We start from the raw sequence: 21,468 nt of genomic DNA, 5'->3' as shown, positions 1-21,468 counted from the left end.
TATAGATAAAGATCACGGAAGGGACGAGCGGGCAGTGAACAATGCCCTTCGACGCGCTTCTATCGTGGCGCTCAGTGAGCTTGGGCGCAGTGACGACTACCGGGACAGGGCGGATGCAGGTCGCGGGCTGGCTGGATTTGCCGAGCTGGACGAGTCTGTTGGGATACTGCTAGATCTCATGCTCGATGCCGGCGACACCTTTGTCACCCTGGTAACCGTGGAATCTGTGCTTCGGCGAAAGGACCGGATTGGGCTAGCGATAGTCGCTTCCGCATTGGCAGTTGCTGATGCTGATCATGCCGAGTGGATTTATACCGCAATCGTCAATGTCTTTGGCGTATTTTCCAGCGACCGAGATGAAGCGATGCAGATATGCGAAGGTCTGACGCGGGATTCTGACGAGAACGTGTCTCTGGGGGCGCGTGGGCTGATTGGCCTTTTGGCCGATATTGATCCTGTTCTCCGTCCTGCGTAGGGATGGACCATCGGCCCGTGCGAGCAAAGCTTGAGACAGGATTTAGGAATCTAGGAGATTGACAAGCTAGCCCGAGATGCGTCGTGACGCATCCGAGAGAGTACCCCCGCAAGCGTCACCAGGCATGAATCTACGTGTGCAAATCTGAAGCCCCACCAGGCGGCGCCTGGTGGGGCTTCAGTCTGGTCTGACGGCAATGGTTGACGGCAACGTCAGCGGACAGATACTGCACAAAGCGGTGGGTCGTCGCCGTCCTCTGGGCTGGTGGCGGTCCTGGAGGCCCTGCCGAGGGTGCGGCCGAGGAGGTCGATGGCGTCGCGCTGGAGGCGGAGGCGGACGTGTGCGTAGACGGTGGCGGTGACGCCTATGTGGGCGTGGCCGAGGAGTTCCTTGATGACGACGAGTTCGACGCTTGTTCCAGGAGGAGCGTCGCGGTCGAGTGGCGGAGGTCGTGGAATCGGATCTGAAGGAGTCCCGCTCGGCGGAGGAGTGCCTTGAAGTGTCGGGTGAGCGTGGCAGGCTCGATGGGGTGGCCGTCGGGCCGGGTGAAGACGTGGCTGCTGTCCACCCAACCCGCGCCGGCCTTCTCCTTCTCCTGGGCCTGCTGCTTGCGGTGGGCACGGAGTGAAAGCAGGCAGGGGGCCGGGAGGGCGAGCTGACCGTCTTGGTGGGGAGGGTGGTCAGGTCGCCGCTGCGTGTGCGCTGGAGGGTGCGGCGGATACTAGCCGTGCCGATGCCGTGGTCGAGGTCTTCCCAGCGCAGTCCGAGGAGTTCGCCCTTGCGCAGTCCGGTGCGGAGGGCGAGCTCGAACAGCGCGTGGAGGCGGTGGCTCTGGGCGGCGGTGAGGAGGGTGCGGGCTTCGTCGGCGGTGAGGGGTTCGAAGCGGCGGGGTCGTGGTGTGCCGGTGCGGACGTTGCGGGCGACGTTGCGCGGGATCTCTTCCTCCCGGACGGCGTGCTCCAGGGCCGACTTTGCCGCACACTAATTTCGAGCGCATGGAAGTAAATCCCAAGACCGGGCGAATGAAGGTTGTTCAGAATGACCACGTCTATTTTCAGGGAGGCACGTGCTGATGGCCGAGGTAAGCCTTGATGTGCCACCATATGGTCCAGATCATCATCTGATCTTCTCGTGGGATGACGGTTTTCAAATCCTTGTAGACCGAACGGGGTCCGAAGTCACCATCAGGGCAAATTCCGCTGGCCTAATTTCGCTCGCGAGGCATTGTCTTGCGCTTGCGCAGGATGCGGTTCCAGCCGGGAGTCATATCCATCTAACGGACTCGGTCGAACTTGAGACTGGATCTGGTGATCTAGTAATCGACAAGTTGGCGATTTAGCACCAAGCAGACTGTGTAAGGATCATTCGGTAGACGGAGAGAGCCCCGCCGTGATTGCTCCGGCGGGGCTCTTTGAGGTCTTGACGGCAGTACTGAACTTGAATGAGTGTTGTCGGGCTGGCGAGGTCGGCTGCTAATTCGCTGAGATGTGCGTGTGACGAAGCGTGAAGCGGATCTGGTGGCCTTGTTGCGCGAGCTCGATGATCCCGAGTGGCTGAAGTGGCCCCGTGACTACAACCGCGGCGCGGCCGGCGCGCTGTTCGGAGACCTGGTGTCGCGGCTCGAGGACGACTTCGCCACGCGATGTGCGACCGAGCGAGACACCCAGGACTCCAGTGAGTACGGGCGTGTCACCGTACCGGCAGATGCGACCGTGTGCGGGACTCGGATCGTCGTCTGCGTGAGCAAGTTCGGGTCGCTGGCCCTGGTCTGCGCGGATAACCCCGGTGCCTTCATAGGCGCCGGGGAGGCGCAGGCCGAGGGCGAGCTGGACGCCGCGGATCTGGGCAGGGTGAACCGGGCGTTGGCACACCTCGGGTACGCGATCGTTCCCGAAGAACTACTGGAGTGCGACTACGACGGACCGAGCCGCTTGCCTGGGCACGTCCAGCGGCCCAGCTGGTGGCATCGCTTCTTCGGCAGCTTCTGACGACTGCGTCGCGAGGGACAGGCCGGTGCCGGCGAGGTAGCCGTCGACCAACTCCGAGCGGTACTGGATCTGCTTGAGCCTGCGCTTGACGGCGCGGGTGATCTGACCGAGGTCGGCTGCGGCGAGATTGCCGATGTCGCGCTTGACCAGCGATCAGAACCCCTCTTGTAGGTTCAAGTCCGGCGGATAGCTCGGAAGTTGGAAGACACTGAGCCAGTGGGCGTGGTCGGCGATGAACTCGCGCATCGGTTCGACCAGGTGCATACGCAGGTTGTCCCATACCAGCACGATCGGGCCGCCGAGCTGCATGTGCGTCCTGACCAGCAGGTCACGCAGGTCGCGCCAGCCGATGCCCTTCGGCTCGCCCTCGCGGCCCCGGTACTCGCGGACCGAGTAGAACATCCGAGACCGCTTCCCCCGCTTGTAGCAGGTCAGCCCGGCCATGGACACCCGGCCCGAGCCTCGGCCTCGCACCCGGACCACCGGAGTGCACCCCTTGCGGCCCCAACTCCTCGCGCGCCGCGGCGTCATCGACTGCCCTGCTTCGTCCTCGAAGACCACCCAGGCGTCGCGTTCCGCCGCGGTGCTCTTACCAACGGCCACGTCTCCTTCTTCCAGACCTCGACCGCCGCGTCGTCGCGTTCGATCGCCCGCCGGGCGGGCTGCTGCCAGGACCAGCCATGCCGCTTCAGCAACTGCCACGTGCCCTCCACCGTGTAGCTCACGTGGAACAGACGGCCGATCAGCGTCTTGATCCGCGCCAGGGTCCAGCGCTGGTCGCTCCAGCCGTGGGCCAGCGGGCCGCGCTCCAACTCCCGCTCCAGCCTAGTGACCTGCGCGTCGCTGAGCCGCGGTCGGCCCGGCGATCCCTTCGACAGGACTCCGGCCTCGCCACACTCCCGCCAGGCCCGGCGCCACCGCTCGACGGACCGCTCGCTCACCCGCAGCGCGGCAGCGATCGCCCTGTTCTTCCGCCCGCCCTCGAAGCGTTCCACGGCCTGCAGCCGAACCCGCTCCCTCACGGCCCTCCCGGCGTCGGTCAACCTGCCGCCCTGCGCGTACCTCACGGTCCAGGGCTACCGGATCAGACCGGCCACCGTCACGCGAACGGCTCCGACATCACCCAATCAAGTTCAGTAACGGCTGTCTCTGAAAGCCATGTCGCTTGACGTGACAGTAGCGCCCGACAGCGATCAGAGGGAGCGTCGCAGTTCGCGCAACACCATCGCGCCTCGTCCTTCAGCCAGGGGCGGGCCGCGTGTTGGTCGGTTCGGGGCCTGGTGGGCACTGTCCGGAGGGTGTCAGTGAGGTCCGGGAGAATGGAGGCTGTTCGAGTGGGTGCGGTTGGGAGGAGTCGGGGTGCCTGAGGGTCACGTCATTCATCGGCTGGCGGGGGAGAACGCGCGGTTGTTCGGGGGGCGGCTGGCCCGGGTTTCGAGTCCGCAGGGGCGGTTCGCGGAGGGGGCGGCTGTGTTGGACGGGCGGGTGGTGGAGGGCGCCGAGGCGCACGGGAAGCACCTGTTCGTCGGGTTCGAGGGGGATGCCTGGCTGCATGTGCACCTGGGGCTGTACGGCGGGTTCACCTTCGGGGCGGGGGAGGCGCCGGAGCCGGTGGGGCAGGTGCGGCTGAAGGTGGAGAACGGGGAGTCCTGGGCTGAGCTGCGGGGGCCGACCACCTGCGAGGTGCTGACGCCGGGGGAGAAGGCGGCGGTGCACGGGCGGCTCGGCCCCGATCCGCTGCGGGCCGGGGAGGACGGGTCGGCGGCCTGGCGGCGGATCTCGCGGAGCGGGACGACGATCGCCGCGCTGCTGATGGACCAGAAGATCCTGGCCGGGGTGGGCAACGTGTACCGGGCCGAGGTGCTGTTCCGGCTCGGGATCGCGCCGCACCGGCCGGGCAAGGCGATCACCGAGGCCGAGTGGAAGGCAATCTGGGCGGACCTGGTCGACCTGATGCACGACGGCGTCGGGGCCGGCCGGATCGACACCGTCCGGCCCGAGCACACCCCCGAGGCGATGGGCCGCCCCCCGCGGGTGGACGACCACGGCGGGGAGGTCTACGTGTACCGGCGGGCCGCGATGCCCTGCCTGGTCTGCGGCACCGAGGTGCGGACGGAGTCGCACGCGGCCCGCAATCTGTTCTGGTGTCCCCGCTGCCAGCAGCGTTAGGGTCGCCGGATGCGACCGCGAGTGGTGTACGTGACCGACTTCGACTACCCGGCCAAGGGTCGGGACTACGGCGCCGAGGACCGCTGGCTGACGGCGCGGCTGGAGCCGGAGTTCGAGGTGGTGACCTGCCCGCCGGCCGAGGTGACCGGGCTGATGGGCGGGTGCGACGCCGTGGTGGTGCGCAACAGCGGGCCGGTGCTGCACCACCGGGAGGTGTACGAGGAGTACACGGACCGGGCCCGGCGGGAGCGGATCCGGGTGTACAACCCGCTGAGTGGCAAGGCCGACATGGCGGGCAAGGGTTACTTGGTCGAGCTGACGGCGGCCGGGTATCCGGTGATACCCACGGCAGAGGCGGGCTGGGACGGCCTGCCGGAGGTGCCCGAGTACGTGGTGAAGCCGGTGCAGGGGGCGGATTCGATCGGGATGGCGGTCCTCCCGGCGGCCGAGCTGGAGCGGGCCGAGCTGGCGGGGATGCTGGTGCAGCCGAAGGTGGACTTCGCGTACGAGGTGTCCTTCTACTTCGTGGACCAGGAGTGCCAGTACGCGCTGTACGCCCCGGACCCGGCGGCGCGGTGGCTGCTGGAGCGGTACGAGCCGAGCGAGGCGGACTTGGCGTTTGCGCAGCGGTTCGTGGAGTGGAACGGGCTCCCGCACGGGATCCAGCGGGTGGACGCCTGCCGGACGGCGGCCGGGGAGCTGCTGCTGGTGGAGCTGGAAGACCTCAACCCGTACCTCTCGCTGGAGCTGCTGGACGAGGAGACCCGGGAGCGGTTCGTGGCCGCGTTCACCCGCTCGCTGCACGGGCTGCTGGCCGCCCCGCGCCCAGCGGCACCGTGAGCTCGGTGTCGGTGTCGTAGCTGCGGGCGGCGTCGAACTCGCCGGTGAGGTCCGGGAGGCGGCCCAGCAGGTCGTGGGCGCGGACCAGCTCCTCGGGCTCCAGCCGCCGGGTGAGTCCGAGGTGGGGGGACCAGCGGCCGGGGAGGTAGTACGGGTTGGGCTCGGGGGAGTCGGCGAGCAGCTGCCAGATCCGGTGGTGCAGCCGGACCAGCTCGTAGCCGGGGACCACCGACCAGGCGAGCACCCGGCGGCGGCTGCGGGCGCTGAAGGAGAGCAGGCCGGTGAGGCGGACGGGCAGCGGGAGGGATGCGGCCAGCAGCTCGTCGACCCGGGCCAGCGCCTCGGGGGAGAGGGTGCCGCAGGCCAGGGTGAGGTGCGGGCGGTGGCCGGCGTGGGTGTTGCGGGCCAGGCTTGGCACGCCGCCGTCGGAGAGCCGCTGCCAGACCTCGCGGACGGCGGCGTCGAACTCGGGGGCACAGGTGAGCTCCACGGTCTGCATGTGATCACCGTAGGGAGCCCGGGCCGAACTGACGAAGTATTTACGGCCGGGTGAGGGGAGAGACGGGAGGGAAGGGAGGGGAGAGACGAGCGAGGCCGGGGGACAGGTGGGGCGCGCGGGGGTGAGCGTCGCGTGGGGCCGAGGGGCCGGAGGGGCGGCGGGTGGCTGCGCTGCGCCGCGAGGGTCGGGGGCCCGGGCGGGCTCAGTCGCGGTGGCCGAGGACGCCGTGGGCCAGGACCTCGGCGATGGCGGTGTCGACCAGGCGGTAGCGGACGATCCTGCCGTCGCGGTCGCCGGCCACCAGGGCGGCGGAGCGGAGCAGGCGCAGGGCCTGGGAGACGGCGGTGTCCTTCATCCCGGTGGCCACGGCGAGGTCGGAGACGGCCAGCGGGCCGGTCTCGTGCAGGGCCAGCAGGATGGCGAGCCGGCCGGGGTCGGCGAGGAGGGAGAAGCGTTCGGCCCAGGCCCGGACGTGCTCGGTGTCACCGATGGCGGCGATGGCCTCGCAGACCCGGTGGCCGTCGATGGTCCGGTGGGTCGCGCGGTCGGCGGGGACGAGATGCATGCCCCTGATTGTCTCATCCTGAGCCGGGGCGGCTCCGGTGGGGCGTGATGTGCGACACCTGCACAGGTGTGCAGGCTTGCAGGTCATGGGCCGTCACCCCTACGGTGTTCCACGCCGTGGTGCTCGGGAAGCCGGTGACGGACCATCAAGGTCCCAGCCCGGAGCGGCCCTCGCCACTGTGATCGGGTAGTGCCCGCACCATCTCCGTACGAACCTCACCGTACGAACGGAGGGTCACTGGACGTCAGTCCGGGAAGGCCGGGTGCGGGTGCGCTGACCCGTAAGCCAGGAGACCGGCCACGGCACTTCACGAAGTGATCCACGAGGTGCTGGAGCGTGACCGCAGATGACCCTGCCCGAAATCAGTGCTGCCCCGGGTGCCGTCCCGGTGGCGGCGACCGCCCCCGCCGGCTTCCGGTGGAAGCGTGAGGACACCACCCGGACCGTCGGCCTGATGCTGGTCATCCTGGCCATGCACGTGGCGGCCTTCGGCACCCTGTTCTTCCTGGTGGTGCCGGAGAACTACAAGGTCGGCACCCAGGTGTTCGGGGTGGGCCTCGGCATCACCGCGTACACCCTGGGCATGCGGCACGCCTTCGACGCCGACCACATAGCCGTGATCGACAACACCACCCGCAAGCTGATGGCGGACGGCAAGCGGCCGGTCTCGGTGGGCTTCTGGTTCGCGCTGGGCCACTCCACCATGGTCGTGGTGATGGCCGGCCTGGTGGCCGGCGGTGCCGCGCTGGCCGGCACGCTGATGGACGACGAGTCGACCACCCACAAGGTGCTCGGGATGATCGGGACGACCACCTCGGGGGCCTTCCTCTACCTGATCGCCGCGCTCAACCTGGCCGCGCTCACCGGCATCATGCGGGTCTTCCGGGCGATGCGGGCCGGGCAGTACGACGAGCAGGAGCTGGAGCAGCACCTCAACTCGCGCGGCTTCATGAACCGCGTCCTCGGCCGGGCCACCCGTTCGATCACCCGCCCGGGCCAGATGTACCCGGTCGGGATGCTGCTCGGCCTCGGCTTCGACACCGCGACCGAGGTGACCCTGATGGTGATGGCCGGCTCCGGCGCGGCGGCCGGGCTGCCCTGGTACGCGATCGTCTGCCTGCCGCTGCTGTTCGCCTCCGGGATGAGCCTGTTCGACACCCTGGACGGCACCTTCATGAACTTCGCCTACCAGTGGGCCTTCTCCAACCCGGTCCGCAAGGTCTACTACAACCTGACCATCACCGGGCTCTCCATCGCCGTCGCCTTCGTGATCGGCACCATCGAGCTGGTCTCGGTGGCGCACGACAAGTTCGACCTGACCGACCCGGTGTCCGGCTGGATCTCCGAGCTGAGCCTGGACAACGTGGGCTTCGCGATCGTCGGCCTGTTCGTGGTGGTCTGGGCGCTGGCGATCGGCTACTGGAAGCTGGCCAAGGTGGACCGCAGGTGGGCCGGCAAGACCTCCTGACCGGGTGCGCCTGACAGGCGGGGTGCGGCGGGGCTCCGTAGGCTCGTGAGCATGGCTGATGCGTACCTGGCCCGGCGTGAGCGGTTGCGCGAGCACTGTAGTGCCCTCGGGGCGGACGCCTCCCTGGTCACCCGGGCCGCCAACGTCCGGTACCTGACCGGCTGCTCCCCCTGCGGTGCGACGCTGCTGCTGACCCGGGAGCGCGCGCTGCTGGCGCTGCCCGAGGACCTGCCGCCGGACGACACCGGCGAGCACCTGCTCGACCCGGAGGTGGCCCGGCTGCCGGTGGCCGCCGGGGAGGACTCGGCGCTGGTGGCCGCCGAGGCCGCCGGCCGGCTGCGGGTGGCCGACCTCGCGGTGGAGGAGCACGACCTCACGGTGACCCGGCACCGGGCAGTGGCCGGGCTGGCCGAGGGCATCCGGCTGACCGACCTCGGCGAGGCGGTGGAGCGGCTGCGGGTGGTCAAGGACGAGCACGAGATCGCCGACCTGCGGATCGCCGCCGAGATCGCCGACCAGGCGCTCGGCGAGCTGCTCGAATCCATCCTGGTCGGCCGCACCGAGCGGCACCTGGCGATGGAGCTGGAGCGCCGGATGATCGACCACGGCGCCGACCGGGCCGCCTTCCCGGTCTCGGTGGGCACCGGCAGCCACTCCGGCCAGGAGGCGCACCAGCCCACCGACCGCCGGGTGGAGGAGGGCGACTTCCTGACCGTGGTGCTCGGCGCCCAGTACCGGGGCTACGGCGTCTCCACCGCCCGGACCTTCGTGATCGGCGCGGCCCCCGCGCCCTGGCAGGTCGAGCTGCACAGGCTGGTCTTCCGCGCCCAGCGCGCCGCCCGGGAGGCGCTCGGTCCCGGCGTGGCGCAGCACGCGCCGGACCAGGCGGCCCGGGAGATCCTGCAAGCCGCGGGCCACCAGGACACGTCCGTACACCCACTCGGCCACGGCATCGGCCTGGAGATCAGGGAGGCGCCGCGTCTGGGCCCCGCGGACATGGGTAAACTGGACAACCGCGTGCCGGTCACCGTCGGCCCAGGGGTGCACATCCCGGGCAAGGGCGGGGTCCGGATCGAGGACACCCTCGTGGTGCGCCCCCTCGAAGAGGGCGGGCCCGAGCTGCTCACCATCACCACCAAGGAGCTCCTCGCCCTGTGAACCGCCCCGGCGGGAGCAGGCCGCACCCCTTGGTTCCTTGACAGCTATATCAGGAGTAAGTGCGCCCGTGGCTTCCACGAACGATCTCAAGAACGGCATGGTCCTCAAGCTGGAGGGCGGCAAGCTGTGGTCCGTCGTCGAGTTCCAGCACGTCAAGCCCGGTAAGGGCCCGGCCTTCGTGCGCACGAAGCTCAAGGAGGTCCTGACCGGCAAGGTCGTCGACAAGACCTTCAACGCGGGCACCAAGGTCGAGACCGCCAACGTCGACAAGCGCGGCATGCAGTTCTCGTACAAGGACGGCGAGAACTTCGTGTTCATGGACACGGACACCTACGACCAGATCACCATCGAGCCGTCGGTCGTCGGCGACGCCGCCAAGTACCTGCTCGAGGGCTTCGAGGCCCTGGTCGCCATGTACGAGGGCTCCGCCATCTACATCGAGCTCCCGGCCTCCGTCGAGCTGGTCATCTCGCACACCGAGCCCGGCGTGCAGGGCGACCGCTCCACCGGTGGCTCCAAGCCGGCCACCCTGGAGACCGGCGCCGAGATCGCCGTCCCGCTCTTCATCGTCACCGGCGAGAAGATCAAGGTCGACACCCGCGACGGCAGCTACCTGGGCCGGGTCAAGTAATCGTGTCATCCGCACGGAGCAAGGCCCGTACCCGGGCCTTCCAGATCCTCTTCGAGGCCGATCACCGCGGCGTCGACCCGCAGCAGGTGCTCGCCGACTGGGTGGGCCGCGCCCGCGACCCGCAGCCCGACGAGGGCACCCCGCAGGTGGGTGAGTACACCATGCAGCTCATCGAGGGCTACGTGGCGCACGCGCGCCGGATCGACGACCTGATCGCCCAGTACTCGGTGGACTGGACGCTGGACCGGATGCCGATCGCGGACCGGAACGTGCTGCGCCTCGGCGCGTACGAGCTGATCTGGGAGGACGGCACCCCGGACGCGGTCGTCCTGGACGAGGCCGTCGAGATCGCCAAGAAGTTCTCCACGGACGACTCCCCGGCGTTCGTCAACGGCCTGCTGGCGCGGTTCATGGAGCTCAAGCCCTCCATCCGCCGGGCCTGACACCCCGTTCGCTCGTGAAGGCCGCCTGACCGCAAGGTCCGGCGGCCTTCACGTGTTCCGGTTCAGGAGCCCCTGGCGTATGTTGGCTACTGACCGGTAACATCCCTGGACGAAGGGCGTACCACCCATGACCACCGCGACCCGCAGCGAGTTCGACCAGGGCATCGCCCTCACCCCGGTGGAGCCCGGGCGGTACGAGGGCGAGCTGGACGCCGGCTGGCAGATCGGCGGCGGCGTCAACGGCGGGCTGCTGCTGGCGGTGGCCGGCCACGCGCTCTCGCTGCGGCACGGCGAGGACGGGCACCCGGACCCGGTCTCGATCAGCGGGTACTACCTCTCGGCCTCGGTGCCCGGGCCGGTGAGCGTGGAGACCGAGGTGGTGCGCACCGGCAAGAGCCTCTCCACCGGCACGGCGGTCATGCGCCAGGGCGGCGAGGAGCGGCTGCGGGTGCTCGCCACCTACGGCGACCTGACCGGGCGCGGCGGCGAGATCCGCACCAGCGCCAAGGCGCCCCAGCTGCCGCCGCCCGAGCAGTGCATCGGCGTGGAGCACGCCCCCAGGCAGCTGATCGAGCAGGCCGCCCTCCTTGAGCGCTTCGACCTTCGGCTCGACCCGGCCACCGTCGGCTGGGCGCTCGGCGCGCCCTCCGGCGAGGGCCGGATCCAGGGCTGGTTCAAGCTGGCCGACGGCCGCGAGCCCGACCCGCTCAGCCTGCTGCTCGTCGCCGACGCGCTGCCGCCGGTCACCTTCGACCTCGGCCTGCCCGGCTGGGCCCCGACCATCGAGCTGACGGTCCATCTGCGGGCCAAGCCCGCGCCGGGCTGGCTGCTCGTCAGCCACGCCACCCGCAACCTGGCTGACGGGTACTTCGAGGAGGACGCCGAGGTCTGGGACTCCACCGGCCGGCTGGTCGCGCAGTCCCGCCAGCTGGCCCGGGCCCCGCGCGGGTAGGGGCCTTTCGCTCAGACTTTCGTCACGCTCGGTTACACGGCTGTGACATCAGGTGTGTGTGCGGAGCGGCGGGCGGGGGAGGAAGGGGGCAGCGGCACTGCCGCCCCCTTCGGCACCTCAGCACCAGGAGTCACCGATGTCCCGCACCGGCCGCAACCCCCGCACCTCCCGCTGCGCCGCCCCAGGCGGCGGCCGTCGCCGCGAGGACCAGGCGTTCCTCACCGGCATCCTGACCAGCGCCGCGGACTTCGAGCGGGCCCGCCCCTGGCGGCTGACCGACGCCGCCGACTTCGACTCCTACCTGCTGGACACCGCCGTGCTGCTGGCCGAGGCCGAGCGGTCCTTCGGCGTGGTGCGGGCGCGGATGTTCCACCCGCAGGACTTCGCCGAGTTCTGCCTGCTGCACGGCCTGGACCCGGCCGAGCAGGGCTCCCGGGACCGGTACCTGGTCAACCCGGCCCTGCAGACCCAACTGCTCGCCTACCAGGGCGAGGAGCTGGCCGGGGACTTCATCCCCCGGCTGGTCCGGGCCCGGGAGAACGGCCTCACCCTGCTCCACGCCGACCTGCTGCTGGCCGGCGGCCTGCTCGGCGGGGCGGGGGAGCGGCAGCCGGCCGAGGTGCGGCGGGCCCACCAGCAGGGGGCCGAGACCTTCCGCCGGATGCTGGTCGGCGCCGGCTACGGCGCCTTCACCTTCCGCTGCGCGGTGGAGGCCCCCGGCGGGCGGCTGGTGGCGCAGGCGCGGGTGCTGCACTGGGAGGACGGGGTGGTGCGGCTCAACGACGAGGACCTGGACCTGGTCTGTGCCGTGCTGTGCGCCGGGCTCGCGCGGGAGCTGCCGGGGTTGGCGGTGCTGGCCGGGACGCAGGGCGGCGGGGGCGCCTGCGGGGAGTACCGGCAGGTGGCCTGGGCCTGGCAGAGCGGCGGGCACGAGTACGTGCCGGCGGCGACCACTTTTGCGGAGGCGGGGTTCCCGTTGGGGACGGTGTGCTGATTACGGCAACCACATGGGGGCGCGGGGAACTGCGCGCGCAACCGTGCACGAGGTGCATGGCTGGCAGCGCAGTTCCCCGCACCCCCATTGGGTTAACCGTTTCTGCTAAAAAACTCAGTTCGCGTCTTCGTCGCGGACGGCGCGACGGGCGTCCGGGTTGAGCACGCCCCAGCTGATCAGCTGCTCGGTGAGGATCGAGGGCGACTGGTCGTAGATCACGGCGAGGGTGCGAAGGTCGTCCTGGCGGATCGAGAGCACCTTGCCGTTGTAGTCGCCGCGCTGGCTCTGGATGGTGGCCGCATAGCGCTGGAGCGGGCCCGCCTTCTCGGAAGGCACCTGAGTCAGTCTCTCCAGGTCGAGCACGAGGCGCGGCGGCGGCTCGGCCGCGCCGCCCGGGGTGCCGCCGGGCAGGAGCTCCTGCACCGGGACGCCGTAGAACTCCGCGAGCTCGGCCAGGCGCTGCACGGTGACGGCACGGTCGCCGCGCTCGTAGGAGCCGACCACGACGGCCTTCCAGCGACCCTGGGACTTCTCCTCGACGCCGTGCAGGGAGAGACCCTGCTGTGTGCGGATCGCTCGGAGCTTGCCCCCGAGTTGCTTCGCGTAGTCGCTGGACATTGGTCTCCCCGGACGAGATTGCTTCGCGTTGAGTGGGCTACGAGCCACCGGTGGTCGGGTGGACCGCCGCCTGCCGTGCTACCGGTGGGTTGGACGGCCGTCTCGTAACTCACTGTGAGGTTACGTAGAGTGAGGTATTCGCGTCAAGCCGAATGGGGCAGTCGTGCGAATAGCGGAGCGGCCCCGCCCGAATGCAGGGGAAACGCGCTGTTAGGATGTGCGGAAGCTTCCGGTGCGCCGGGAGCGTTCCACCAGACATCCTTTAAGGCCCGTCCCGTGAGGCGGGGAAGGAGGTCGGCTTCGGCATGACCACAGGCACTTCCGCACGCACCGACAGTCCGCGCCCCCCGCGCCAGGTGCTCGACGCGACCGACGTCTCCCGGGTGATCACCCGGATCGCCCACGAGATCGTGGAGCGCGCCAAGGGCGCCGAGGACGTCGTCCTGCTCGGTATCCACACCCGCGGTGTCCACCTCGCCCGCCGGTTGCACGACAAGCTCGCGCAGATCACCGGCCGCGACATCCCGCTGGGCACCCTCGACATCACCATGTACCGGGACGACCTGCAGCTCAAGCCCGCCCGGGCCATGGAGCACACCGAGCTCCCGCCCGGCGGGGTCGAGGGCAAGCTGGTCGTGCTGGTGGACGACGTGCTGTTCTCCGGCCGCACCATCCGGGCCGCGCTGGACGCGCTCAGCGACATCGGCCGGCCGCGCGCCGTGCAGCTGGCCGTGCTGGTCGACCGGGGCCACCGCGAGCTGCCGATCCGGGCCGACTACGTGGGCAAGAACCTCCCCACCTCGCTCCGCGAGGCCGTGCAGGTCCGCCTCGCCGACATCGACGGCCGGGACGCCGTGCTGGTCGGCGACCGGGACTACGCCGCGCGCTCCTCGCAGGCCCTCGCCGCCGAAGCGGGCCAGACTCAGGAGCAGGGCCTGTGAGCCCGGCGGCCACCGCACCAACCCGCACCGACCTCCCGGAGACCTCGCAGTGAGCAGCTACCTGATCCGCAACGCCCAGCTCCTCGGCGGCGCCCCGCAGGACATCCTGATCGACGGCGGCGTCATCCAGCAGATCGGCCCCGGCCTGGCCGTCGAGGCCGACATCGACATCGACGCGCACGGTCTGATCGCGCTGCCCGGCCTGGTCGACCTGCACACCCACCTGCGCGAGCCCGGCAAGGAGGACGCCGAGACCGTCCTGACCGGCACCCAGGCCGCCGCCAAGGGCGGCTACACCGCCGTGCACGCGATGGCCAACACCACCCCGGTGGCGGACAACGCCGCCGTGGTCGAGCAGGTCTGGCGGATCGGCCGTCAGGCCGGCTACTGCGACGTGCACCCGGTGGGTGCCGTCACCGTCGGCCTGGAGGGCAAGGAGCTGGCCGAGCTCGACGCGATGCACCGCTCCGAGGCGGCCGTGAAGGTCTTCTCGGACGACGGCAAGTGCGTGGACGACGCCGCGCTGATGCGCGCCGCGCTGGAGTACGCCAAGAGCGTGGACGGCGTGGTCGCCCAGCACGCCCAGGAGCCCCGGCTGACCGAGGGCGCCCAGATGAACGAGGGCACCGTCTCGGCCGAGCTCGGCCTCGGCGGCTGGCCCGCCGTGGCCGAGGAGGCGATCATCGCCCGGGACGTGCTGCTGGCCAGCCACCTCGGCGCCCGCCTGCACGTCTGCCACCTCTCCACGGCCGGCTCGGTGCGGATCGTGCGCTGGGCCAAGTCCCAGGGCTGGGAGATCACCGCCGAGGTGACCCCGCACCACCTGCTGCTCACCGACGAGATGGTCCGCACCGGCGACCCGGTCTTCAAGGTCAACCCGCCGCTGCGCACCGAGGCCGACGTGCTGGCGCTGCGCGAGGCGCTGGCCGACGGCACCATCGACGCGGTGGCCACCGACCACGCGCCGCACCCGGACGCCGACAAGGACTGCGCCTGGGCCGTGGCCGCGATGGGCATGGTCGGCCTCGAGACCGCGCTGTCGGTCGTCCAGCAGACCATGGTCGACACCGGCCTGCTGACCTGGGAGGGCGTGGCGGACCGGATGTCGCACCGCCCGGCCCGGATCGGCCGCCTGACCGGCCAGGGCCGCCCGCTGGCGGTCGGCGAGCCGGCCAACCTGGTGCTCTTCGACCCGGGCCACCGGGCCGTGGTCGACCGCGAGGCCTTCGCCACCAAGAGCCGCAACACCCCCTTCCGGGGGATGGAGCTGCCCGGCCGGGTGGCCGCGACCTTCCTGCGCGGGGTGCCGACCGTGCTGGCCGGCGAGCTGGTCGAGCCGGGTGAGCTGGCGTGATCACCGAACTCGCGCAGGAGCAGGCCAAGGTCACCAACTGGCCGGGGTACATCGGCTGGGCGGTCGGGATCCTGATCGTGATCGGCCTGGTCTACTGGCTGATGCGGCAGGGCTGGAACTGGCGCCGCACCCTCCAGTCGGACATTCCCGAGCTGCCGCCGGTGCCCGAGGACCTCGGGCCGGTGCTGCTGACCGCCACGGGCCGCTACCACGGCACCACCACGGCGGGGAACTGGCTGGACCGGGTGGTCGCGCACGGCCTCGGCCTGCGCAGCCTGGCCGAGCTGACCCTGACCGAGCGGGGCCTGCTGGCCCGCCGCCCGGGCGCCGAGGACCTGTGGATCCCGGCCGAGGCGCTCACCGGCGCCCGGCGGGACAGCGGGATCGCGGGCAAGGTGGTCCCGTCCGGTCTGCTGATCGTCACCTGGACGCACCACGGGACGGCGCTGGATTCCGGCTTCCGGGCCGACCACCCTGATGAGCACACCGCCTGGGTCACGGCGGTAGAAGCACTCGTGACCCCCAGCACCACGAAGACGACGAAGACGGAAGAAGAGGCCGCCTCATGACTGCACCTGCCCCCACCACCCAGCGACCGCGGCGGGAGCGCGTGCCCGCCGTGCTCGTCCTGGAGGACGGCCGGACCTTCCGCGGCCAGGCCTACGGCGCCGTCGGCGAGACCTTCGGCGAGGCCGTGTTCAACACCGGCATGTCCGGCTACCAGGAGACGCTGACCGACCCGTCGTACCACCGCCAGGTGGTCGTCATGACGGCGCCACAGATCGGCAACACCGGCTGGAACGACGAGGACGACGAGTCCGCGCAGATCTGGGTCGCCGGGTACGTCGTGCGCGACCCCGCCCGGGTCGCCTCCAACTGGCGTTCGCGGCGCTCGCTGGACGAGGAGCTGGAGCGCCAGGGCGTGGTCGGCATCTCCGGCATCGACACCCGCGCGCTCACCCGCCACCTGCGCGAGCGCGGCGCGATGCGCGTCGGCATCTTCTCCGGCCCGGCCGTGGACGACCAGGCCGCGCTGCTGGCCAAGGTGCAGGCCGCGCCCGAGATGAAGGGCGCCGACCTGTGCGCCGAGGTCGCCACCAAGGAGACCTACGTCGTCCCCGCGATCGGCGAGAAGAAGTACACCGTCGCCGCGCTGGACCTCGGCATCAAGGGCATGACCCCGCACCGGATGGCCGAGCGCGGCATCGAGGTGCACGTCTTCCCGGCCAACTCGACGCTGGAGGAGCTCTACGCCGTCCAGCCCGACGGGGTGTTCTTCTCCAACGGCCCGGGCGACCCGGCCACCGCCGACCACCAGGTCGCCGTCGCGCAGGGCGTGCTGGCGAAGAAGACGCCGTTCTTCGGCATCTGCTTCGGCAACCAGATCCTGGGCCGCGCGCTGGGCTTCGGCACCTACAAGCTCAAGTACGGCCACCGCGGCATCAACCAGCCGGTGCAGGACCGCACCACCGGCAAGGTCGAGGTCACCGCGCACAACCACGGCTTCGCCGTCCAGGCCCCGCTGGACAAGGTGAGCGACACCCCGTACGGGCGCGCCGAGGTCTCCCACGTCTGCCTCAACGACGACGTGGTCGAGGGCCTGCAGTGCCTGGACACGCCGGCCTTCAGCGTGCAGTACCACCCCGAGGCTGCCGCCGGCCCGCACGACGCGGCCTACCTTTTTGATCGGTTCGTTGAGCTGATGACCCGTACCACCGCAGGGAGCTGACCCGTGCCGAAGCGCACTGACATCAAGTCCGTCCTGGTCATCGGCTCCGGCCCGATCGTCATCGGCCAGGCGGCGGAGTTCGACTACTCCGGCACCCAGGCCTGCCGGGTGCTCAAGGCCGAGGGCCTGCGGGTCATCCTGGTCAACTCGAACCCCGCGACGATCATGACCGACCCGGAGATCGCCGACGCGACCTACGTCGAGCCGATCACCCCGGAGTTCGTCGAGAAGATCATCGCCAAGGAGCGTCCCGACGCGCTGCTGCCCACCCTCGGTGGCCAGACCGCGCTCAACACGGCGATCTCGCTGGACGCCAACGGCGTGCTCGACAAGTACAACGTCGAGCTGATCGGCGCCAACGTCGAGTCGATCAACAAGGGCGAGGACCGCGAGCTGTTCAAGGGCGTGGTCGAGGCCGTCAACGCCAAGATCGGCCACGGCGAGTCCGCCCGCTCGGTGATCTGCCACTCGATGGAGGACGTCCTCGCGGGCGTGGACACCCTCGGCGGCTACCCCGTGGTGGTCCGCCCCTCCTTCACCATGGGCGGCGCCGGCTCCGGCTTCGCGCACAACGAGGAGGACCTGCGCCGGATCGCCGGCCAGGGCCTGACCCTCTCGCCGACCACCGAGGTGCTCCTGGAGGAGTCCATCCTCGGCTGGAAGGAGTACGAGCTGGAGCTGATGCGCGACAAGCACGACAACGTCGTGGTCGTCTGCTCCATCGAGAACTTCGACCCGATGGGCGTGCACACCGGTGACTCGATCACCGTGGCCCCCTCGATGACGCTGACCGACCGCGAGTACCAGATCCTGCGCGACATCGGCATCGCCGTGATCCGCGAGGTCGGCGTGGACACCGGCGGCTGCAACATCCAGTTCGCGGTGAACCCCGAGGACGGCCGGGTCATCGTCATCGAGATGAACCCGCGCGTGTCGCGCTCCTCCGCGCTGGCGTCCAAGGCCACCGGCTTCCCGATCGCGAAGATCGCCGCGAAGCTCGCGGTGGGCTACACGCTGGACGAGATCCCGAACGACATCACCGAGCAGACCCCGGCCTCCTTCGAGCCGTCGCTCGACTACGTCGTGGTGAAGGTCCCCCGCTTCGCGTTCGAGAAGTTCCCGAGCGCCGACGCCACGCTGACCACCACCATGAAGTCGGTCGGCGAGGCCATGGCGATGGGCCGCAACTTCCCCGAGGCGCTGCAGAAGGCGCTGCGCTCGCTGGAGAAGAAGGGCTCGCAGTTCTCCTTCGTCGGCGAGACCGGTGACAAGGTCGCGCTGCTGGAGAAGGCGGTCGTGCCGACCGACGGCCGGATCAACACCGTGATGGACGCCATCCGGGCCGGGGCCACGCCGGAGGAGGTCTTCGAGTACACCAAGATCGACCCGTGGTTCGTCGACCAGCTCTTCCTGATCCACGAGATCGCCGTCGAGCTGGCCGAGGCCGAGAAGCTCGACCCCGAGCTGCTGGCCCACGCCAAGCGCCACGGCTTCTCCGACCTGCAGATCGGTGAGATCCGCGGCCTGCGCACGGACGTCGTGCGCGAGGTGCGGCACGCGCTGGGCATCCGCCCGGTGTTCAAGACCGTCGACACCTGTGCGGCGGAGTTCGCGGCGAAGACCCCGTACTTCTACTCCTCCTACGACGAGGAGAGCGAGGTCGCGCCGCGCACCAAGCCCGCCGTGATCATCCTCGGCTCGGGTCCGAACCGCATCGGCCAGGGCATCGAGTTCGACTACTCCTGCGTGCACGCCTCCTTCGCGCTGGCCGACGCCGGGTACGAGACCGTGATGGTCAACTGCAACCCCGAGACCGTCTCCACCGACTACGACACCTCCGACCGGCTCTACTTCGAGCCGCTCACCCTGGAGGACGTGCTGGAGATCGTGCACGCCGAGCAGCTGGCCGGCCCCGTCGCCGGTGTGCTCGTGCAGCTCGGCGGCCAGACCCCGCTGGGCCTGGCCCAGGCGCTCAAGGACAACGGCGTGCCGATCGTCGGCACCCAGCCCGAGGCGATCGACCTCGCCGAGGAGCGCGGCGCCTTCGGCCGCGTGCTGCGCGACGCGGGCCTGCCGGCCCCCAAGCACGGCACCGCCTTCTCCTTCGAGGAGGCCAAGGCGATCGCGGACGAGATCGGCTACCCGGTGCTGGCGCGTCCGAGCTACGTGCTCGGCGGGCGCGGCATGGAGATCGTCTACGACGAGGCCTCGCTTGCCTCGTACCTGGAGCGGCACGCGGGTCTGATTTCCGAGCACCCGGTGCTGATCGACCGCTTCCTCGACGACGCGGTGGAGATCGACGTCGACGCGCTCTTCGACGGCGAGGACCTCTACCTCGGCGGCGTGATGGAGCACATCGAGGAGGCCGGCATCCACTCCGGCGACTCCGCCTGCGCCCTGCCGCCGATCACCCTCGGCGGGTACGACATCAAGCGGCTGCGGACCTCCACCGAGGCCATCGCGCGCGGGGTCGGGGTGCGCGGTCTGATCAACATCCAGTTCGCGATGTCCGGCGACATCCTCTACGTGCTGGAGGCCAACCCGCGCGCCTCGCGCACCGTGCCGTTCACCTCCAAGGCCACTGCGGTGCCGCTGGCCAAGGCCGCGGCCCGGATCTCGCTCGGCGCCACCATCGCCGAGCTGCGCGCCGAGGGCATGCTCCCGGCCGAGGGCGACGGCGGCACGCTGCCGGCCGACTGCCCGATCTCGGTCAAGGAGGCCGTGATGCCGTGGAGCCGCTTCCGCGACATCCACGGCCGCGGCGTGGACACCGTGCTCGGCCCGGAGATGCGCTCGACCGGTGAGGTCATGGGCATCGACTCGGTCTTCGGCACCGCCTACGCCAAGGCGCAGTCCGGCGCGTACGGCGCGCTGCCGACCAAGGGCAAGGTCTTCGTCTCGGTGGCCAACCGCGACAAGCGCAACCTGGTCTTCCCGGCCCGGGCGCTGGTCGACCAGGGCTTCGAGGTGCTGGCCACCTCCGGGACGGCGGAGGTCCTGCAGCGGGCCGGCATCCCCTCGACGGTCGTGCGCAAGCACAGCGAGGGCGAGGGCCCGAACGGCGAGCAGACCATCGTGCAGCTGATCCACGCGGGCGAGGTCGACCTGATCATCAACACCCCGTACGGCACCGGCGGCCGGATGGACGGCTACGAGATCCGCACCGCGGCCGTCTCGCGCGGCGTGCCCTGCCTGACCACCGTGCAGGCGATGGGCGCGGCCGTCCAGGGCATCGACAACCTGCTGCGCGGCGAGGTCGGGGTGAGGTCGCTGCAGGAGCACGCGGCGCTCATCAACGCGGGCCGCAAGTAGCACCGACTCAGTGGGGGGCACCAGCGCCAACGGTGCCCCCCACATCCATGCCCGTCTGCACGCGCGTCACGGAGGATCAGGGACCTTGTACAAGCTGCTGTTCGATCTCGTCTTCAAGAAGATGGACCCGGAGAAGGCCCACCACCTGGCCTTCTTCTGGATCCGGCTGGCCTCCTCGGTGCCGGGCCTGCGCCACCTGGTCAAGCTGGTGCTGGCGCCGCAGGACAAGGCGCTGCGCACCACCGCGCTCGGCCTCGACCTGCCGGGCCCGTTCGGCCTCGGGGCCGGCTTCGACAAGAACGGCGTCGGGATCGACGGCCTCTCGATGCTCGGCTTCGACTTCGTCGAGATCGGCACGATCACGGGTGAGGCGCAGCCGGGCAACCCGGCCCCGCGGCTGTTCCGCCTGGTCGAGGACCGCGCGCTGATCAACCGGATGGGCTTCAACAACCAGGGCTCGGCGCGGGTGGCCGCCCGGCTGGCGGCGCGCCCGCACACCTCCTCGACCCCGGTGATCGGGATCAACATCGGCAAGACCAAGGTCGTGGAGGAGGTCGACGCGACGGCGGACTACGTGAAGTCGACCGAGCGGCTGGCGCAGTACGCCGACTACCTGGTCGTGAACGTGAGCTCGCCGAACACCCCGGGCCTGCGCAACCTCCAGTCGGTCAAGACGCTCGGCCCGCTGCTCTGGGACGTCCGTCAGGCCGCCGACCGGTCCACCTCGCACCACGTGCCGCTGCTGGTGAAGATCGCCCCCGACCTCGCGGACGAGGACATCGACGAGATCGCGGACATGGCCCTGCACCTGGGCCTGGACGGGATCATCTGCACCAATACGACGATCGGGCGCGAGGGGCTGGTCGCCTCCGCCGAGCGGATCGAGGAGATCGGGATGGGCGGGCTCTCCGGCGCCCCGCTCAAGGCCCGTTCGCTGGAGGTGCTGCAGCGGCTGCGCGAGCGCACCGAGGGGCGGCTGGTGCTGGTCGCCGTGGGCGGCATCGAGACGGCCGAGGACGCCTGGCAGCGGATCATCCACGGGGCCGACCTGGTGCAGGGGTACAGCGCCTTCATCTACGAGGGGCCGTTCTGGATGCGGCGCGTGCACAAGGGCCTGTCGGCCCGGTTGCGGGCGAGCGGGTTCTCGTCGATTTCTGAGGCTGTCGGCTCCGCCAAGAGGTAGTTGCACTACTCAGGGGCGCGGGGAACTGCGCGAGGTCGGAAGACGACTCCGTGTCATTTCGCGTCGAGAGCCAGTTGCACTGTCAACGGATAGTGCAATGGGGCATCGGTGTAAGACAGCGGCAGGGTGCATGGTTGGCCGCGCCGTTC

At 70.2% G+C, this 21,468-nt stretch carries 21 protein-coding genes, 1 pseudogene and 1 riboswitch; of the genes and pseudogenes, 16 read left to right on the top strand and 6 right to left on the bottom strand.

Annotated elements, in window-relative coordinates; genetic code table 11:
- Positions 1-34: 34 nt before the first annotated feature.
- Positions 35-475 (top strand): hypothetical protein, encoded by a 441-nt coding sequence (locus CFP65_RS05215; RefSeq protein WP_254552241.1) that lies wholly within the window; start codon positions 35-37, stop codon positions 473-475.
- A gap of 212 nt (positions 476-687) precedes the next feature.
- Here the strand turns inward: CFP65_RS05215 and CFP65_RS05210 are convergent.
- Positions 688-1,447 (bottom strand): annotated as a pseudogene (locus CFP65_RS05210) (tyrosine-type recombinase/integrase); the annotation flags it as partial.
- A 521-nt stretch (positions 1,448-1,968) separates the two neighbouring features.
- Between CFP65_RS05210 and CFP65_RS05200 the strand changes: the two are divergent.
- Positions 1,969-2,463: a hypothetical protein gene (locus CFP65_RS05200; RefSeq protein WP_104814971.1), complete on the top strand. Its 495-nt coding sequence runs from the start codon at positions 1,969-1,971 to the stop codon at positions 2,461-2,463.
- Between the two features lie 153 nt (positions 2,464-2,616).
- Here CFP65_RS05200 and CFP65_RS05195 read toward each other — a convergent pair whose 3' ends face one another.
- On the bottom strand, positions 2,617-2,994 hold the full coding sequence (locus CFP65_RS05195) for a transposase (protein ID WP_371682364.1): 378 nt from the start codon (positions 2,992-2,994) through the stop codon (positions 2,617-2,619).
- Complete coding sequence (locus tag CFP65_RS05190) at positions 2,991-3,530, bottom strand: winged helix-turn-helix domain-containing protein (protein ID WP_104814970.1); 540 nt, start codon at positions 3,528-3,530, stop codon at positions 2,991-2,993. Before CFP65_RS05190 ends, CFP65_RS05195 begins: the two co-directional genes overlap by 4 nt.
- A gap of 292 nt (positions 3,531-3,822) precedes the next feature.
- Here CFP65_RS05190 and CFP65_RS05185 point away from each other — a divergent pair, with 292 nt between their 5' ends.
- Both CFP65_RS05185 and CFP65_RS40130 read left to right on the top strand, forming a co-directional pair.
- Entirely contained in the window at positions 3,823-4,632 is an 810-nt protein-coding gene (locus CFP65_RS05185; protein ID WP_104814969.1) for an Fpg/Nei family DNA glycosylase, read from the top strand.
- A gap of 9 nt (positions 4,633-4,641) precedes the next feature.
- On the top strand, positions 4,642-5,472 hold the full coding sequence (locus CFP65_RS40130; RefSeq protein ID WP_104814968.1) for a hypothetical protein: 831 nt from the start codon (positions 4,642-4,644) through the stop codon (positions 5,470-5,472).
- On the opposite strand, the gene CFP65_RS05175 is transcribed toward CFP65_RS40130, so the two are convergent.
- Positions 5,420-5,971, bottom strand: a complete 552-nt coding sequence (locus tag CFP65_RS05175; RefSeq protein ID WP_104814967.1) for a 2'-5' RNA ligase family protein — start codon at positions 5,969-5,971, stop codon at positions 5,420-5,422. The two genes, CFP65_RS40130 and CFP65_RS05175, sit on opposite strands and share 53 nt — an antisense overlap.
- A 202-nt stretch (positions 5,972-6,173) precedes the next feature.
- Entirely contained in the window at positions 6,174-6,536 is a 363-nt protein-coding gene (locus tag CFP65_RS05170; protein WP_104814966.1) for a metalloregulator ArsR/SmtB family transcription factor, read from the bottom strand.
- Positions 6,537-6,636: 100 nt separating this feature from the next.
- Positions 6,637-6,853, top strand: a riboswitch (cobalamin riboswitch).
- Between the two features lie 29 nt (positions 6,854-6,882).
- On the opposite strand from CFP65_RS05170, the gene CFP65_RS05165 reads away from it, so the two are divergent.
- The 6 genes from CFP65_RS05165 (at position 6,883) to CFP65_RS05140 (ending at position 12,182) form a co-directional block, all read left to right on the top strand.
- Entirely contained in the window at positions 6,883-8,004 is a 1,122-nt protein-coding gene (locus CFP65_RS05165) for a HoxN/HupN/NixA family nickel/cobalt transporter (RefSeq protein ID WP_104814965.1), read from the top strand.
- A 51-nt stretch (positions 8,005-8,055) separates the two neighbouring features.
- Positions 8,056-9,162, top strand: a complete 1,107-nt coding sequence (locus tag CFP65_RS05160) for an aminopeptidase P family protein (RefSeq protein WP_104814964.1) — start codon at positions 8,056-8,058, stop codon at positions 9,160-9,162.
- A 67-nt stretch (positions 9,163-9,229) separates the two neighbouring features.
- Complete coding sequence (efp, locus tag CFP65_RS05155) at positions 9,230-9,793, top strand: elongation factor P (RefSeq protein WP_104814963.1); 564 nt, start codon at positions 9,230-9,232, stop codon at positions 9,791-9,793.
- Positions 9,794-9,795: 2 nt separating this feature from the next.
- On the top strand, positions 9,796-10,236 hold the full coding sequence (nusB, locus tag CFP65_RS05150) for a transcription antitermination factor NusB (RefSeq protein ID WP_104814962.1): 441 nt from the start codon (positions 9,796-9,798) through the stop codon (positions 10,234-10,236).
- A gap of 127 nt (positions 10,237-10,363) precedes the next feature.
- The gene (locus CFP65_RS05145) at positions 10,364-11,188 is read left to right on the top strand and encodes an acyl-CoA thioesterase II (protein WP_104814961.1); all 825 of its coding nucleotides are present in this window, start codon (positions 10,364-10,366) and stop codon (positions 11,186-11,188) included.
- 136 nt (positions 11,189-11,324) lie between these two features.
- Complete coding sequence (locus tag CFP65_RS05140) at positions 11,325-12,182, top strand: hypothetical protein (RefSeq protein ID WP_104814960.1); 858 nt, start codon at positions 11,325-11,327, stop codon at positions 12,180-12,182.
- Between the two features lie 114 nt (positions 12,183-12,296).
- Here CFP65_RS05140 and CFP65_RS05135 read toward each other — a convergent pair whose 3' ends face one another.
- Entirely contained in the window at positions 12,297-12,800 is a 504-nt protein-coding gene (locus CFP65_RS05135; RefSeq protein ID WP_104814959.1) for a transcriptional regulator, read from the bottom strand.
- 305 nt (positions 12,801-13,105) lie between these two features.
- Here CFP65_RS05135 and pyrR point away from each other — a divergent pair, with 305 nt between their 5' ends.
- From pyrR to CFP65_RS05105, 6 genes are all read left to right on the top strand, one after another.
- Positions 13,106-13,741 carry a bifunctional pyr operon transcriptional regulator/uracil phosphoribosyltransferase PyrR gene (gene pyrR / locus CFP65_RS05130; protein ID WP_104814958.1) on the top strand — a complete coding sequence of 212 codons (636 nt, stop codon included), beginning with the start codon at positions 13,106-13,108 and terminating at the stop codon, positions 13,739-13,741.
- A gap of 49 nt (positions 13,742-13,790) precedes the next feature.
- A complete protein-coding gene (locus CFP65_RS05125) occupies positions 13,791-15,095 on the top strand; it encodes a dihydroorotase (RefSeq protein WP_104814957.1) in 1,305 nt (434 codons plus the stop codon).
- On the top strand, positions 15,092-15,664 hold the full coding sequence (locus CFP65_RS05120; protein ID WP_104814956.1) for a hypothetical protein: 573 nt from the start codon (positions 15,092-15,094) through the stop codon (positions 15,662-15,664). Before CFP65_RS05125 ends, CFP65_RS05120 begins: the two co-directional genes overlap by 4 nt.
- Entirely contained in the window at positions 15,661-16,824 is a 1,164-nt protein-coding gene (carA, locus tag CFP65_RS05115) for a glutamine-hydrolyzing carbamoyl-phosphate synthase small subunit (RefSeq protein WP_104814955.1), read from the top strand. Before CFP65_RS05120 ends, carA begins: the two co-directional genes overlap by 4 nt.
- A gap of 3 nt (positions 16,825-16,827) precedes the next feature.
- Positions 16,828-20,136, top strand: coding sequence for a carbamoyl-phosphate synthase large subunit (carB, locus tag CFP65_RS05110; protein WP_104814954.1), 3,309 nt, complete (start codon positions 16,828-16,830; stop codon positions 20,134-20,136).
- Positions 20,137-20,221: 85 nt separating this feature from the next.
- Positions 20,222-21,319, top strand: coding sequence for a quinone-dependent dihydroorotate dehydrogenase (locus tag CFP65_RS05105; protein WP_104814953.1), 1,098 nt, complete (start codon positions 20,222-20,224; stop codon positions 21,317-21,319).
- The last annotated feature ends 149 nt before the right edge of the window (positions 21,320-21,468 follow it).

Origin of the sequence: Kitasatospora sp. MMS16-BH015 (assembly GCF_002943525.1) — a bacterium.
Taxonomy (GTDB): Bacteria; Actinomycetota; Actinomycetes; order Streptomycetales; family Streptomycetaceae; genus Kitasatospora.
This window is presented reverse-complemented; position numbering and strand designations above follow the sequence as displayed.